General features: G+C 69.3%; 11 protein-coding genes. 7 read left to right on the forward strand and 4 right to left on the reverse strand.

All coding sequences use genetic code 11. From position 1 onward, the window contains the following. The first annotated feature begins 90 nt into the window (after positions 1–90). Genes BLP38_RS03020 through BLP38_RS03030 form a run of 3 tightly spaced genes read left to right on the forward strand, consistent with a single transcriptional unit; the run spans position 91 to position 5,545 of the window. On the forward strand, positions 91–3,498 hold the full coding sequence (locus tag BLP38_RS03020) for a pyruvate carboxylase (protein WP_091359470.1): 3,408 nt from the start codon (positions 91–93) through the stop codon (positions 3,496–3,498). Between the two features lie 41 nt (positions 3,499–3,539). Next, a complete protein-coding gene (locus tag BLP38_RS03025) occupies positions 3,540–5,057 on the forward strand; it encodes a MinD/ParA family ATP-binding protein (RefSeq protein WP_442922932.1) in 1,518 nt (505 codons plus the stop codon). Next, a complete protein-coding gene (locus tag BLP38_RS03030) occupies positions 5,057–5,545 on the forward strand; it encodes a peptide deformylase (protein ID WP_091352690.1) in 489 nt (162 codons plus the stop codon). The genes BLP38_RS03025 and BLP38_RS03030 overlap by 1 nt, the downstream gene beginning before the upstream one ends. A 50-nt stretch (positions 5,546–5,595) precedes the next feature. Here BLP38_RS03030 and BLP38_RS03035 read toward each other — a convergent pair whose 3' ends face one another. Then, on the reverse strand, positions 5,596–7,431 hold the full coding sequence (locus tag BLP38_RS03035; protein WP_091352693.1) for an AMP-dependent synthetase/ligase: 1,836 nt from the start codon (positions 7,429–7,431) through the stop codon (positions 5,596–5,598). A 146-nt stretch (positions 7,432–7,577) separates the two neighbouring features. Here BLP38_RS03035 and BLP38_RS03040 point away from each other — a divergent pair, with 146 nt between their 5' ends. From BLP38_RS03040 to BLP38_RS03050, 3 genes are read left to right on the forward strand one after another with little or no spacing between them, the layout of a single operon-like run. Further along, positions 7,578–8,513, forward strand: a complete 936-nt coding sequence (locus BLP38_RS03040) for an ROK family protein (protein WP_091352696.1) — start codon at positions 7,578–7,580, stop codon at positions 8,511–8,513. Position 8,514: 1 nt separating this feature from the next. Continuing rightward, complete coding sequence (locus tag BLP38_RS03045) at positions 8,515–9,201, forward strand: lysophospholipid acyltransferase family protein (RefSeq protein WP_091359473.1); 687 nt, start codon at positions 8,515–8,517, stop codon at positions 9,199–9,201. Positions 9,202–9,251: 50 nt separating this feature from the next. Then, positions 9,252–10,580 carry a class II 3-deoxy-7-phosphoheptulonate synthase gene (locus tag BLP38_RS03050; RefSeq protein ID WP_091352699.1) on the forward strand — a complete coding sequence of 443 codons (1,329 nt, stop codon included), beginning with the start codon at positions 9,252–9,254 and terminating at the stop codon, positions 10,578–10,580. Between the two features lie 69 nt (positions 10,581–10,649). Here the strand turns inward: BLP38_RS03050 and pknB are convergent, their stop codons facing one another. Both pknB and BLP38_RS03060 read right to left on the reverse strand, forming a co-directional pair. Further along, complete coding sequence (gene pknB / locus BLP38_RS03055) at positions 10,650–12,608, reverse strand: Stk1 family PASTA domain-containing Ser/Thr kinase (RefSeq protein ID WP_091352703.1); 1,959 nt, start codon at positions 12,606–12,608, stop codon at positions 10,650–10,652. A gap of 69 nt (positions 12,609–12,677) precedes the next feature. Continuing rightward, positions 12,678–13,832, reverse strand: coding sequence for a LysM peptidoglycan-binding domain-containing protein (locus BLP38_RS03060; protein ID WP_091359477.1), 1,155 nt, complete (start codon positions 13,830–13,832; stop codon positions 12,678–12,680). Between the two features lie 221 nt (positions 13,833–14,053). On the opposite strand from BLP38_RS03060, the gene BLP38_RS03065 reads away from it, so the two are divergent. Beyond that, a complete protein-coding gene (locus BLP38_RS03065; RefSeq protein WP_091352706.1) occupies positions 14,054–14,380 on the forward strand; it encodes an Rv2175c family DNA-binding protein in 327 nt (108 codons plus the stop codon). 19 nt (positions 14,381–14,399) lie between these two features. On the opposite strand, the gene BLP38_RS03070 is transcribed toward BLP38_RS03065, so the two are convergent. Next, the gene (locus tag BLP38_RS03070) at positions 14,400–15,494 is read right to left on the reverse strand and encodes a polyprenyl synthetase family protein (protein ID WP_091352709.1); all 1,095 of its coding nucleotides are present in this window, start codon (positions 15,492–15,494) and stop codon (positions 14,400–14,402) included. Positions 15,495–15,511: the final 17 nt, after the last annotated feature.

A 15,511-nucleotide genomic window follows, 5' to 3' on the forward strand; every position in this document is an offset into this window, starting at 1 on the left:
AACGTTACCGTCCCCTAGGCTGTGAGGGTACTCAGCCCGTACCTCGGTGGCCCCAGCGCAGCGGCCCCGCACCTGACAGAGGTGAAGAGCATGTTTCGCAAGATTCTGGTCGCCAATCGCGGAGAGATCGCCATCCGCGCATTCCGTGCCGCGTATGAGCTGGGTGCTCGGACCGTGGCCGTCTTCCCCTACGAGGACCGCTACTCGCTGCACAGGCTGAAGGCGGACGAGGCCTACCAGATCGGCGAGGTCGGGCATCCCGTGCGGGCCTACCTCGACGTCGACGAGATCATCCGCGTCGCGCTCGAGTGCGGCGCCGACGCGATCTACCCCGGGTACGGATTCCTGTCCGAGAATCCGGAGCTCTCGGCGAAGGCCGCCGCGCACGGCATCGCCTTCATCGGCCCGTCGTCCACCGTCCTCGAGATGGCGGGCAACAAGGTCACCGCCAAGCAGCACGCCATCGCCGCGGGCGTTCCGGTGCTCCGATCGACGGACGCTTCCGATGACATCGACGCTCTCATCGCGCAGGCCGGTGAGATCGGCTTCCCGATCTTCGTCAAGGCGGTCGCCGGGGGCGGGGGACGCGGGATGCGGCGCGTCGAGCACCCCGACGCTCTTCCGCCTGCGTTGTCCGAGGCCATGCGCGAAGCCGGCAGCGCCTTCGGCGACGCCCGCGTCTTCCTCGAGCAGGCCGTCCAGCGGCCGCGCCACGTCGAGGTGCAGATCCTCGCCGACAAGGCGGGCGAGACGGTGCACCTCTTCGAGCGCGACTGCTCGGTGCAGCGCCGCCACCAGAAGGTCGTCGAGATCGCTCCCGCGCCGAACCTGGCCGACGAGGTCCGTCACCGCCTGCACGCCTACGCCGTCGCCTTCGCCGAATCGATCGGGTACGAGAACGCCGGCACGGTCGAGTTCCTGCTCGAGACGGCGGGACCCCGCACCGGCGAGGTCGTCTTCATCGAGATGAACCCGCGCATCCAGGTCGAGCACACCGTGACCGAGGAAGTGACCGACGTCGACCTCGTGCAGTCGCAGATGCGCATCGCCGCGGGGGAGACGCTCGAGGCCCTCGGCCTCCGCCAGGATCAGATCCAGCTGCGCGGCGCCGCACTCCAGTGCCGCATCACCACGGAGGACCCCGCGCACGGCTTCCGTCCCGACACCGGCAAGATCACGACCTACCGGTCCCCGGGCGGCGCCGGCATCCGTCTCGACGGCGGAACGACCGCAGCGGGGTCGCAGATCAGCCCCCACTTCGACTCGATGCTCTCGAAGTTGACCTGCCGCGGCCGCGACTTCGAGGCCGCCGTCGTCCGCTCGCGTCGCGCCCTGGCGGAGTTCCGCATCCGCGGGGTGTCGACCAACATCCCCTTCCTCCAGCGGGTGCTGGACGACCCGGCCTTCGTCGCCGGCGACCTCAGCACGGCGTTCATCGACGAGCGCCCCGAGCTCGTCCTCGGACGCGAGTCGAAGGACCGCGGCTCGAAGATCGTGTCCTGGCTCGCCGATGTCACGGTGAACCGCCCCAACGGAGACAGCCCCGTCCACACCGATCCGAGCGCGAAGCTCCCCGTCGTGGATCTCGACGCCGAACCAGTCCCGGGATCGCGACAGCGGCTGCTCGAGCTCGGCCCTCGCGGGTTCGCCGAGGCACTCCGTGCCCAGCCGGGCCTCGCGGTGACGGAGACGACATTCCGCGACGCGCACCAGTCGCTCCTCGCGACGCGGGTGCGGACGAAGGATCTCGTGCGCGTCGCCCCGCACGTCGCCCGGCTCACGCCGCAGCTCCTCTCGGTCGAGGCCTGGGGCGGGGCGACGTACGACGTCGCGCTCCGCTTCTTGGGCGAGGACCCGTGGGAGCGGCTCGACGCACTCCGGGCGGCGCTCCCCAACGTCGCCATCCAGATGCTTCTGCGCGGACGCAACACGGTCGGGTACACGCCCTACCCCATGAAGGTCACCGACGCCTTCGTCGCGGAGGCCGCGGCATCCGGTGTCGACATCTTCCGCATCTTCGACGCGCTCAACGACGTCGCTCAGATGCGCCCCGCCATCGAAGCGGTCCTCTCCACCGACACCGCCGTGGCCGAGGCGGCCGTCTGCTACACCGGCAACCTCCTCGACCCCGCGGAGGACCTCTACACGCTCGACTACTACCTGCGTCTGGCTGAACAGGTCGTCGAGGCCGGTGCCCACATCCTGGCGGTGAAGGACATGGCGGGTCTGCTGCGTCCGGCCGCCGCGACGAAGCTCGTCACGGCTCTGCGCGAGCGCTTCGACCTGCCCGTCCACGTGCACACGCACGACACCGCAGGCGGTCAGCTCGCGACACTCCTCGCTGCCAGTGCCGCAGGCGCGGATGCCGTCGATGCCGCCGCCGCGCCGATGTCGGGCACCACCAGCCAGCCGTCGCTCTCGGCACTCGTCGCTGCGCTGGCCGACACGGACCGCGACACCGGTCTGGATCTGCAGTCGGTCTCGGACCTCGAGCCGTACTGGGAGGCGGTGCGCAACCTCTATGCACCCTTCGAATCGGGCCTGCCGGGGCCCACGGGCCGCGTGTACCACCACGAGATCCCGGGCGGTCAGCTCTCGAACCTCCGGCAGCAGGCCATCGCCCTCGGGCTCTCGGAGGACTTCGAGCTCATCGAGGACATGTACGCCGCGGCGAACCGCATCCTCGGGCGCGTTCCGAAGGTCACACCGTCGTCGAAGGTCGTCGGCGATCTCGCCCTGCACCTCGCGGCGGTGAAGGCCGACCCCGCGGACTTCGAGGCGAACCCCCAGAAGTACGACGTGCCCGATTCGGTCGTCGGCTTCATGGCCGGCGAGCTCGGAGACCTGCCCGGAGGATGGCCCGAGCCGTTCCGTTCCAAGGTCCTCGCGGGCCGCTCCGTCAAGACGGGAGTCACGGAGATCTCCCTCGACGACACGGCCGCCCTCGACGCCGACTCCGCCACGCGCCGCGACAAGCTCAACCGCTTGCTGTTCCCGGCACCGACCAAGGCGTTCCACGAGGTCCGCGAGACCTATGGCGATCTGAGCGCGCTCGACACGATCGACTACCTCTATGGGATGCGTCCGGGCCAGGAGCATGTCGTCGAGATCGAGCGGGGAGTCCAGCTCTACGTCGGCCTCGAGGCCGTCGGCGAGGTCGACGACAAGGGGATGCGGACCGTCATGGCCACCCTCAACGGCCAGCTTCGCCCGGTAGCCGTGCGCGACCGCTCCGTCGCGGTCGAAGCGCGCCAGGCCGAGAAAGCCGACACATCGAAGCCCGGTCAGGTGGCGGCGCCCTTCTCGGGCGTCGTCACGATCAAGACCGACGAGGGGGCGAAGGTGCGAGCCGGCGAGCCCGTGGCATCCATCGAGGCCATGAAGATGGAGGCCGCCATCGCGGCCCCCGTGGACGGCGTCGTCGAGCGTGTCGTGATCGCCGCGACGGCTCAGGTGGAGGCGGGAGACCTTTTGCTCGTCGTCCGTCCTGCGGACTAACCTGGTGCGTCGGGCTTTTCGAGCCCCGAGATCCACCAGGAGTGACCCCCGTGATGCGTGAGCGCGACAACGAGACGTCGGACGACGTCGACAACGGTGTGCTCGAGCGCACCGACAACCTCGAGACGACCGGCATCGGCATCGTCGACGGGACGACCGCGCAGATCGACCTCGCGCTTCCGTCACTCTCGGACGACGACGACTACGTCGACGATGACGACTACGTCGATGGCGGGGACGCCGGTCCCGTAGCCGACGACGGTGCGGCCGACGGCATCTCGGTCGCGCACGGTGACGAGAATGCCGCGGACGATCAGCCGATCGCCGGTGCGGAGATCTCCGGTGCCGAGGTGTCCCCTGCTGGGGTCATCGCGGAACCCGCCTCGGGCGAGCCAGCCGAAGAGCCGACTGGCGCCGTGTCCGAGGGCGATGTCGTCGACGCCGAGGTCGTCCCGGCCGCGACGACGACCGCCGTGTCCACGCAGACGGGCTCGACCCGACGCGCCATGCACCACGCAGCCGGCGACAAGCACGCGCTGGAGCGGGTCCGCGGTGCACGGGCCGAGGAGGAGCCGCTGCAGTCGCGACGCCTCGACCAGCTCGGCGCCGACCGCGAGAGCCCCGAGCTGCTCACCGCCGACCGACTCATCGACCGGTCGCGCGTCGCCGCGTCCGAGCCCGAGGGGCTCTGGCAGCGCCTCGTCTACGGCGCCACCGCGCGCCGCGTCATCCTCGCCGACAGCCCCCGCGTCCGCGCCCGCAAGGAGCTTGACCGTCGCATCTCGGCGCCGCTCACCGGTGGCGCCAAATTCGTCCCCGTCCTCTCCCGCAAGGGCGGTGTCGGTAAGACGAGCGTCACGACGCTGCTCGGCATGGCCCTCGCCGACGCGCGCGAGGACCGGGTCATCGCCGTCGACGCGAACCCCGATCGCGGCACACTTGCCGAGCGGATCGAGCGAACCAGCGGCAAGACCGTGCGCGACCTCGTCCGATCGCGCAACGAGGTGACGGGTTTCAACGACTTGTCCGCGATCGTCGCGCGCGACGAGACACGACTGGACATCCTGGCCTCCGACGCCGACCCGCATCTGTCGGAGGCATTCAGCGACCGCGATTACCACGACGTCGCCGCCATCGCCGCGCATTACTACTCGATCGTCCTGACCGACAGCGGTACGGGCATCGTCCACTCCGTGATGGATGCGACCCTCGAACTGGCCGACCAGCTGCTCATCGTGGCCGGTCGTAGCGTCGACGAGGCGAAGCTCGCGTCAGAGACCCTGTCGTGGCTGGAGTCGAACGGCTACGCCGAACTCGCCCGCAGCGCCGTCGTCGTCCTCAACACGTCCCGTCCCGGTGCGAGCCTGGTGCGCCCGAGCGAACTCGAAGCGCATTTCCGCACCCGCGTGCGCGCGGTCGTGTCGATTCCGTACGACGCTCACATCGCGACCGGGGGGCCGATCACGTTCCGCGATCTGTCGGCATCGACGCGGCTCGCGGCGCGTGAACTCGCCGCCGTCGTGGTCGAGGGCTTGCGCCCCGCCGGGGTGGTGCGCTGATGCCGGTCCGCCCGATCCGGCTCTTCGGCGACCCGGTCCTCCGGAGCGTGTGCGCCCCGATCGACGAGATCGACGAGGGGGTGCGTCGACTCGTCGCCGACCTCGTCGACTCCGTCGCCGAGCCGGGTCGTGCCGGTGTCGCCGCCCCGCAGATCGGTGTAGGGGTCCGGGCCTTCAGCTACAACGTGGACGGCGTCATCGGATACGTCCTGAATCCCGTCCTCGAGGTCTCCGGCGATCCGGCGCCCACGGGGGAGGGATGCCTGTCCGTCCCCGGTCTCTGGCATGACGCGATCCGGCACCCGTGGGCGCGGGTCACGGGCATGGACCTCAGCGGCGACGAGATCGTCATCGAGGGGGAGGGGCTGCTCGCACAGGCGCTCCAGCACGAGTGCGACCACCTCGAGGGCACGCTGTACCTCGACCGCCTTCCGAAGGATGTCCGTCGACAGGCCATGCGCGAGGTGCGGGAGTCCGACTGGTTCTGACCGCTGATTGAGAGAAGGCCCCGGCTCGCCGGGGCCTTCTCTCATTCGGTTCAGTTGCCGAGCGAGATGTTCGTCGTCGAGACGTTCGCCTGGTAGAGCTCGTCGATGTCGGCAGCGAAGTCCGACAGGATGACGTTCCGCTTGATGCTCATCTTCGGCGTCAGATGACCGGATGCCTCGGTCCACTCGGTGTCCAGGATCACGAACTTGCGGATCGACTCCGCTCGCGACACCGACGCGTTGGCGCGGTCCACCGCGCTCTGCACCTCGGCGATGACCTTCGGGTGGGCGATGACCTGCGACATCGGCATGTCGGACGAGAGGCCGTTGTTCGACATCCACGTCGGCAGCATCTCGCGGTCGAGGGTGACGAGCGCTCCGATGAACGGCTTCTGATCGCCCACGACGACGACCTGACCGACGATCGGGTTCGCGCGGATCGGGTCCTCGAGCACCGCAGGCGCGACGTTCTTCCCGCCCGCGGTGACGATGATCTCCTTCTTGCGGCCCGTGATCGTGAGGTATCCTTCGGAGTCGAACGTCCCGATGTCCCCGGTGCGGAACCACCCGTCGTCGAACGCTTCGGCGGTCGCCTCGGGGTTGCGCCAGTACTCCTTGAACACGTTGACTCCGCGGACCTCGATCTCGCCGTCGTCAGCCAGACGTACGCCCACGCCAGGGAGAGCGGGACCGACGGTGCCGATCTTCGACTTCGTGGCGAGGTTGACGGTCGCGGGAGCGGTCGTCTCGGTCAGGCCGTATCCCTCGAGGATCTGTACGCCGAGGCTGTGGAAGAAGTGGCCGAGGCGCGACCCGAGAGGCGCGGATCCCGACACGGCATGCTGGACACGGCCGCCCATGGCTGTGCGCAGCTTGCTGTAGACGAGCCGGTCGAACAGGGCGAACTTGATCTTCATGCCGATCGGGATCTTCTCGCCGTCCTGCAGGCGACGCGAGTGCTCGACAGCCACGGCTGCGGCGGCGCGGAAGATCTTGCCCTTGCCGCCGGCCTCGGCCTTCTGCTCGGCGGAGTTGTAGACCTTCTCGAACACACGGGGCACGGCGAGGAGGTACGTCGGCTTGAACGACCCGAGTCCGGCGAGGAGTTTCGTGGTGTCGGGCTCGTGGCCCGTCTTGACGCCGCCGTGGATGTTGAGGATGGAGATGAACCGCGCGAACACGTGCGCGAGCGGGAGGAACAGCAGCGTCGAGGCTCCCGGCTGTTGGACCACCTCGTGGAGCGCCCTGGCGGAATTGCGCGAGAGCTCGACGAAGTTCTTGTGCGTGAGGACGCACCCCTTCGGTCGGCCGGTCGACCCGGACGTGTAGATCAGGGTCGCGATGTCGTCGGAGTTCGCGAGGTTCCGGCGGCGTTCGATCTCCTCGTCGCTGATGGACGAGCCGTTCTTGCGCAGCGTGTCGAGGTCGCCGGACTGCATCGTCCAGACCTCGCGCAGGAGAGGTACCTCGGAGCGGATCTCGGCGACGCGATCCGCGTGCACGTCGCTCTCGACCACGATGGCGATGGCCCCGGAGTCGCTGAGGATCCAGTTGATCTGCGACGGCGAGCTCGTTTCGTAGACGGGCACCATGACGGCCCCCGCGAAGAAGAGGGCGAAATCGACGAGCGTCCAGTTGTACGTGGTCCGCGCGAGGAACGCGACCTTGTCGCCGGGCTGGATGCCGCTCGCGGCGAACCCCTTCGCCAGCGCGAGGACCTCCCGGTGGAATTCCGCGGCCGTGATGTCACGCCAGCCGTCCCCGTCGGGGACCGCGAAGAGGGCCAGCGAGGGAGTCGCCTTCACCCGCTCCACGAGGATGTCGGAGGTGTTCGCGGTCGGATCCGCGGGCACGACAGCGGGGACGTCGAATTGTACGGCGCTCATGGGCGGCAACTCCTTCGGTACCGGGTGGCGTCAGGTGCGACCGAGTCTAGGGCATCGTGATCCTCGATCCCGCGGCGGCAGCGGGATGCGCCGCCCCATTAGACTCACGGATGCCGTGCGGCCTCGCACGCGCGGAGAGGAGTCGCGTGCTCAACGTCGGCATCGACATCGGTGGGACCAAGATCGCCGGCGGAATCGTCGACCCGGACGGCGTCATCGTCGACCGCCGCCGCGTTCCGACCCCCGCCGACCCCGGCGCGCTGGCCGATGCCGTGGCCGGAATGGTCGACGAACTCGTCTCTGGTCGCGTGGTCCACGCCGTCGGCGTCGCCGCAGCCGGGTTCATCGATGCCAGCCGCGCCGTCATCCTCCACGCCCCCAACATCGACTGGACCGACGAGCCGCTGCGCGACGAGCTCGAGCGGCGCATCGGGCGTCCGGTGACGCTCGAGAACGACGCCAACGCCGCCGGGTGGGGCGAATTCCGCTTCGGCGCCGGGCGCGAGGTCAGCGACATGGTCATGATCACCCTGGGAACCGGGGTGGGTGGCGCTGCGATCATCGACGGCGACCTTCTCGTGGGAGGCAACGGCATCGGCGCCGAGCTCGGCCACATCCGCTTCGAACGGGGTGGGCGCCCTTGCGGATGCGGGCAGAACGGGTGCCTCGAACAGTACGCGTCCGGCCGTGCGCTTCAGCGAGAGGCCGCCGACATCGCCGCGTCCGGTTCGCGGGGCGCGGCTCTGGCGGCAGCGCGCACCGCCGAGGGGATCGTGCCGGCCGCCGCGATGGAAGCGCTGATCGCCGCCGGCGACGCGGGCGCCCTCGAGGCCGTCGACCGCGTCGCGACGGCGCTGGGGGAGGCCTGCGGTGGATTCCAGGCGGTGCTCGACCCGGAACTGTTCGTGATCGGCGGCGGCGTCGCCGACCTCGGCGAGCACCTGCTGCACCCCGTGCGCGAGGCATACGCCACCGCGCTGCCCGGTTACGGCGAGAGGCCCATCGCGTCGTTCGCCATCGCGACCCTCGGCAACGATGCCGGCCTCATCGGCGTCGCCGACCTCGCGGGCGGCCGGGTCTGACATGATCTACTGGGTCCTGAAATACCTGATCATCGGACCGATCGTGAAGGCGATCTTCCGACCGTGGATCGTGGGACGCAGCAACATTCCGGCATCCGGTGCGGCCATCATCGCGAGCAACCATCTGTCCGTGAGCGACTCCATCTTCCTGCCGCTCATGATCGACAGGTCCATGTCCTTCCTCGCCAAGAGCGACTACTTCACGGGCAAGGGTCTGAAGGGGTGGGCGACCCGGGTGTTCATGCAGGGGACGGGACAGATCCCCATCGACCGCACCGGCGGCAAGGCCTCCGAGGCCTCCCTCAACACCGGCCTGCAGGTCCTCGGCCGCGGCGACATCCTCGGGATCTACCCCGAGGGGACCCGCAGTCCCGACGGCAAGCTCTACCGGGGTCGTACGGGTCTCGCGCGCATGGCCCTGACCGCGCGGGTGCCCGTCATCCCCGTCGTCATGATCGGCACCGACGAGGTCATGCCGATCGGGCGTTCCATCCCTCGGGTGGGCCGCGTGGGCATGGTGATCGGGGAGCCGCTCGACTTCAGTCGGTTCTACGGCATGGAGTCCGACCGTTTCGTGCTGCGATCGGTGACCGACGAGATCATGGTCGCGCTGCAGCGCATGGGGGAGCAGGAGTACGACGACGTCTACGCGTCCACGGTCAAGGACCGCCGCCCCGCCGCGGCCTGAGCCGCCGTCACACGACCGACAGGCCCCTCCCTCGTCGGTAGAATGAACGGATGCCCACTCCTCTCGACCACTGGCGCTCGCTCCCGATCAAGCAGCAGCCGTTGTGGCCCGACGCGGATGCGGTCGCGGCCGTCTCCGCCGAGATCGCGACCCTCCCGCCGCTCGTCTTCGCCGGCGAGGTCGACAACCTCCGTGCGCGCCTCGCGAAGGCGGCATCCGGTCAGGCCTTCCTCCTGCAGGGCGGCGACTGCGCCGAGACGTTCGCGGGCGCCACGGCACAGCAGATCCGCGACCGGATCAAGACGGTCCTGCAGATGGCGGTCGTCCTGACCTACGGCGCGTCGATGCCGGTCGTGAAGATGGGCCGCATGGCGGGTCAGTTCGCCAAGCCGCGCTCGAGCGACACCGAGACGCGGGGCGAGGTGACGCTCCCGGCCTACCGCGGAGACATCGTCAACGGGTACGACTTCACCGAGGCGTCGCGCACCGCGGACCCGCAGCGGCTGCTCAAGGGTTACCACACGGCCGCCTCGACGTTGAACCTGGTCCGCGCGTTCACGCAGGGCGGCTTCGCGGATCTCCGCGAGGTGCACAGTTGGAACCAGGGCTTCGCCAAGAACCCGGCCAACCAGCGCTACGAGCGCCTGGCCGGCGAGATCGACCGCGCCATCAAGTTCATGGAGGCCGCGGGAGCGAACTTCGACGAGCTTCGCGGCGTCGAGTTCTACACCGGTCACGAGGGTCTGCTCATGGACTACGAGCACCCCATGACCCGCATCGACTCGCGCACCGGCACTCCCTACAACACGTCGGCGCACTTCCTCTGGGTTGGGGAGCGCACGCGCGACCTCGACGGCGCCCACGTCGACTACTTCTCGAAGATCCGCAACCCCATCGGGGTGAAGCTCGGACCCTCGACCACCCCCGAGACGGCTCTCGCGCTCATCGACAAGCTGGACCCCGAGCGCGAGCCCGGGCGTCTCACTTTCATCACCCGGATGGGCGCAGGCAAGATCCGCGACGCCCTCCCGCCGCTCCTGCAGGCAGTGAAGGATGCCGGTGCGACACCGCTCTGGGTCACGGACCCGATGCACGGAAACGGCATCACGACGCCCACCGGCTACAAGACGCGTCGCTTCGACGACGTCGTCGACGAGGTCCGGGGCTTCTTCGAGGCTCACCGCGCCGTCGGAACCTTCCCCGGCGGCATCCACGTGGAACTCACCGGCGACGACGTCACCGAGTGCCTGGGCGGCTCGGAGATGATCGACGAGGCGACACTGGCGACGAGGTACGAGTCGCTGTGCGACCCGCGACTGAACCACATGCAGTCGCTGGAACTGGCATTCCTCGTCGCCGAGGAGCTCGGCAAGCGCTGACGCACGGAGCGAGGGCCCGGCGGTGATGACCGTCGGGCCCTCGTCGTCCTCGGAGACGGATGCCGGGTCTCAGCCGAACGGCTGGAACTGCGGCGTCAGGCTGATCGTCGCGCCCGGACGCTGCAGGGTCCCGCCCTCGGGAGTCATGGAGCGGACGCGGTAGACATCCCAGTAGCGGCCACCGAGCGGGATCTCGGCGTCGTCGATGTTCGGATTGACCTCGAACCCGGCGGACTGCAGCCGCTCGACGGCCGTGCGCACCGTCTCGCCGACGACGTTCGGAACCTCCACGGGCTTCGGCCCGTCCGAGACGACGATCGTGATGGTTTCGCCCTGCTGCCACGATCCGCCGCCGGGGCGATCCTCCACGCGGATGACGAGGTCGTCGGCCACTGAGCTGCTGTATTCGCGCTTCTCGTCGACCTTCATCTCAACGTCCGTGAGGGCCGCGGACGCCTCGTCGGCGCTCTTCCCGACGACGTCGGGGAGCGGCCCGAGAGAGACACGGAGCTCAGCTCGGGATCCCTCGAGGACGGAACAGCCCTCCGTGCATTCGACGGCGTCCGCCGCGCCGGTCTGCGTGACGTAGACGCGCACGACCCGTCCCGAGGCGAAAGACGTGAAGTACTCCTTGACTGCCGCGACGTCGATGTTCTTCTCCTGCAGCAGTGACTCGACGTCGGTGCGCGTCTTGTCCTGCAGCGCCGGCAGCTCCGCGGTCGCCGGCCCTGAGGAGATCCTCACAGTCACGGTGGCGTCGCGGTCGAGGAAGGTCCCGGGGTCGGGGTCGGTGTCGACCGCCTGCCCGGCGGGCACGGTGAGGCTGTGCACCTCGCTGCGCTCCGCGACGAGCGCGTTGTCGGCGAGGAGGTCCCGAGCGTCCTCGAAGCTCATCCCTTCGACAGTGGGTACGGAGACGAGTGATCCCGGCCCTGACCCGAACCACCATCCGAGGCCGCCGGCGGCAGCGGCGAGGAGGAGGACGACGGCGAGGAGCCAGCTCCCCTTGACCGTGTTGCGGTGGGAACGGCGGCGCAGTCGGGTGGCGTTGTCGACCTCGGTGGTGACACTGGGGGCGGTGAACGTCCCCGGCATGACACGGGTGACCTCGTCCGAATCGAGCGAATCGTCGACGACCACGGTCGAGCCGGCCGGCGTCGACCGCACGACCTGAGGGAAGACCCCGAGCTGCTTCTCGATATCGCGCAGGCGCTCGAGCATCTCGCGCGCATCGGTGGGGCGGTCCTCGGGTGAGCGTTCCGTGGCCCAGAGGACCAGCTCGTCGAGCTGTTCGGGCACCGCGGGGTTCTTGACGCTCGGTCGCGGGACGGAGTGCGTCGCATGCTGATAGGCGATCTGCATCGGCTGCTCGCCCTTGTAGGGCTGTTCGCCCGTGAGCATCTCGTAGAGCATGATGCCGAGCGCGTAGATGTCGCTGCGCGCGTCGGCCGTGCCGCGCGTGACGAGCTCGGGAGCGAGGTAGGCGATGGTGCCGAGGAGCATCTGGCCGGTGGCGGTGTTCGCGCTCGTGGCGCGTGCCAGACCGAAATCGCCGATCTTGATCCGGCCGTCTTCGGCGAGGAGGACGTTCTCCGGCTTCACGTCCCGGTGAACGATACCCGCGCGGTGCGCGGCGGAAAGACCCGACAGGATCGCGTCCATGATGGTGATCGTCTGGGGGAGCGTGAGCCGCTTCTGTTCGCGCAGCAGTTCGCGGAGCGTGATGCCGGGCAGGTACTCCATGACGAGATACGCCATCTCGCCGTCCTGACCCTGGTCGAAGACGTTGACGACGTGCGGATCCGCCAGGCGTGCAGCGGACCTGGCCTCCTGGATGAACCGGTTCTGGAAGACGGTGTCGTCCGAGAGATGACCGTGCATGACCTTCAGCGCCACGCGGCGTTCGAGACGCAGATCGGTGGCGACGTAGACCGTGGCCATCCCGCCTCGGGCGATGCGGCCGCGAACGCGGTACCGGCCGTCGACCAGGTGGCCGATCAGCGGGTCGGTCTGCGGGGTGGCGGTCACGTCAGAAGTCTACGGAGCAGACCCTGCGAGCCCGGGTAACGGCGCACCTTCCGCCGCGGGGAGACGTGATCACCCGTACAGGTCGAGCCAGCGGTAGGCCTCGTCCTTCCAGGGCCCGTAGCGTTCCGGGTACGCCGAGATCTGCACGGCCTGGGCTGCGTCCCCGAAGGCCATCTCCTCCCACCCGTCGATGTCGAGGAGGCCGCGCGTGCGGTCGCCGTTCGGATCGGATGAGCCGCCGAAGAACGCGGCCGCCGACCGACGGGGGTCGCGGATCTGCTTCTCGTTTCCCCAGCCGGCACTCGGGCGCTGCTGGAAGAGGCCGACCGAGTCCCGGTCGCCGCCGTCCAGGTTGCGGATCCAGGATTCGACCATCGCCGTCGCAAGCGCGATGGCGATTCCGTCCCGCGAGACGCCCCGGTCCCGTCCGACCTCGATGATGGTCCGGACGTTCGCGATCTGCTCGGCATCCAGGTCGGTCTGCCCAGGACGCGATTGCGTGGAGGCGGCCCGAGGCGCCGCAGCGGCGGGGATGCGGAGCTTCTGCCCGGGGTAGATGATGGATGCCTCGTCGAGCCCGTTCGCGTCGAGGAGTCGTGCGAGGGAGGTGCCGCTGTCCGCGGCGATCGCCCAGAGCGTCTCGCCGGCGGATACCTCGTGCACCGGCCCCGCCGCGGCTCGGGGGGACGGCGCCGGTGCCGCGGCGCGATGCGCGGCGAGTTCCGTGACCGTGAGTTTCTGGCCCGGGTGGATGATCGACGACGCGCCGAGCTCGTTGGCGCGGACCAGAGAGGCGACGCTCATCCCGTGGCGCTGTGCGATGGACCAGAGCGTGTCGCCGGGACGGACTTCATAGGCGGATGCCGTACCCCGGGCGGGCCGGGAGGGCTCGGCATCCGTCTTCTCCGTCTTCGGTCCGAGGCGGAGGACGTCGCCGGGGTGGATGAGCGAACGCCATCCGAGGTCGTTCCATGCCAGGACGTCGGCCGTGCGGACACCGTTCGCCGCCGCGATCGCGCTGATGGTCTCCCCGCGGGCGACGACATGTGTCCGCACAGCAGCGCGCGCGGCGGGTGTCCCGACGGTCGTGGCGGGGCTCGCGGCTGGGACGGGCGTCGCGTGTGCCTTCGCCGACAGCGGTCGGGGCGCCGAGCGGTCGTGATCGTCCGCCGTGGCCGCGTCGACGGGGAGAAGGGACAGCGAGAGAGCGATCGACCCGATCACAGCGGGAGCGCCTCGGTGGAACAGAGAGGCGGGCATGACGTCGTTCCGGTGCACAGGTGTTCCTTCGTTCAGTCCCAGATCGTCGATCCCCCTCCGAAACCGTGACACGCCGATGTGACTGCTGTCAATCAGTGTGGTGTGTGTGACGGGTGTGACGAGATGAGCGTGCGACGATCCGGCGGAGCGGATGCGATAGTGGGGGAGTGAGTTCTGCGACGCCCGTGTCCACTGATTGGCTGAGTCTTCCCGAACTGGTCGAGCTGACCGGGGAGCCGCTCGGGCGCGTGCGGCGGATGCTCGACGAGCATCAGCTCGTCGCCTCCCGCCGCTTCGGCGCGCCGCGGGTTCCCTCCGTCTTCCTGGTGGACGGGGCGCCGATCTCGTCCCTCCGGGGGACCATCATCGTGTTGCACGATGCCGGGTTCTCCGATGACGAGACCATCGACTGGCTCCTCGCGCCCGAGGACTCGATCGGCTTCGCGCCGATCGACGCCCTGCGTCAGGGACGCAAGAGCGAGGTCCGTCGGGTCGCGCAGACGCTCGCCTGACCAAGCGGATGCCTGCTCGTCAGGCGGCGCGGACCGTCGCCGCCCGAGCGAGGTCGCGCAGATCACCGACTGCGCCGTGACCGAGCCGAGCGCCGCGAAGCGCTCTGTCCGCCTCGGCCGCCCAATCTGTGATCAGTTCTTCCACGCGTGCGAGCGCTCCGGTGTCGACGATCGTCTGCTGCAGGTGCGCCACCTGCTCAGGGGTGAGATCCCGCTCGCCGACGAGTTCGTCGAAGATGCGGAGGGCGCCGGCGGGGAGGGACGCGCGCGCGTACGCGATGAGGAGGGTGCGCTTGCCTTCACGGAGATCGTCGCCCACGGGTTTGCCGGTGACCGCGCTGTCTCCGAACACCCCGAGGACGTCGTCGCGCAGCTGGAAGGCGAGTCCGATGGGGTGACCGAACGCCGCCAGCGCACGGTACTGCTCGTCGTCCGCGTCGGCGAGGGTGGCGCCGAGCTGGAGCGGGTGCTGGACGCTGTACCGGGCGGACTTCAACGACGCGACGCGCAGAGCGCGGTCGGGGTGGGTGTCGACGGGTGCCACGACATAAGCGGATTCCTCCGCGACGTCGAGGAACTGCCCGATCGTCACCTCGCGGCGCATCCGTGCGAACTCCGTGCGCGCACGGTGGGCCCGTGGGTTCTCGACGTCTGCCAGCCCCTCTTCGAGCAGGTCGTCGCTCCACGCCACGAGGAGGTCGCCCAGGAGGATCGCCGCAGATCGACCGAACTCTTCAGCGTCACCCGCCCAGGCGGTCGCGCGGTGCTCTGCTTCCCATGCGCGATGGGACGCAGGGCGCCCCCGCCGGGTGTCGGATCGGTCGATGACGTCGTCGTGCACGAGTGCCGCGGCGTGGAAGATCTCCAGGGCTGCGGAGGCGGTGATCACCGCGTCCGGTGCGATCGATGTCCGGCCGCCTGCCGTCGCCACCGCTCGGAAGCCGGCGAGGCAGAAGCGGGCTCGGAACGCCTTGCCGCCGGTCGCCGCGGACGCGCCGGATTCCACGAAGGCGCGCGCTTCGTCGCCGAATTCGGATGCGGCTTCGCGCTGCGCCTCGAGGAACCTCTCGACTCGCTGAGAAACGGCGACGATCGGGTCGAGAGAGGAGGACACAGGCCTAGCCTAGTGAT

This window comes from Microbacterium sp. LKL04 (assembly GCF_900102005.1).
Classification (GTDB): domain Bacteria; phylum Actinomycetota; class Actinomycetes; order Actinomycetales; family Microbacteriaceae; genus Microbacterium.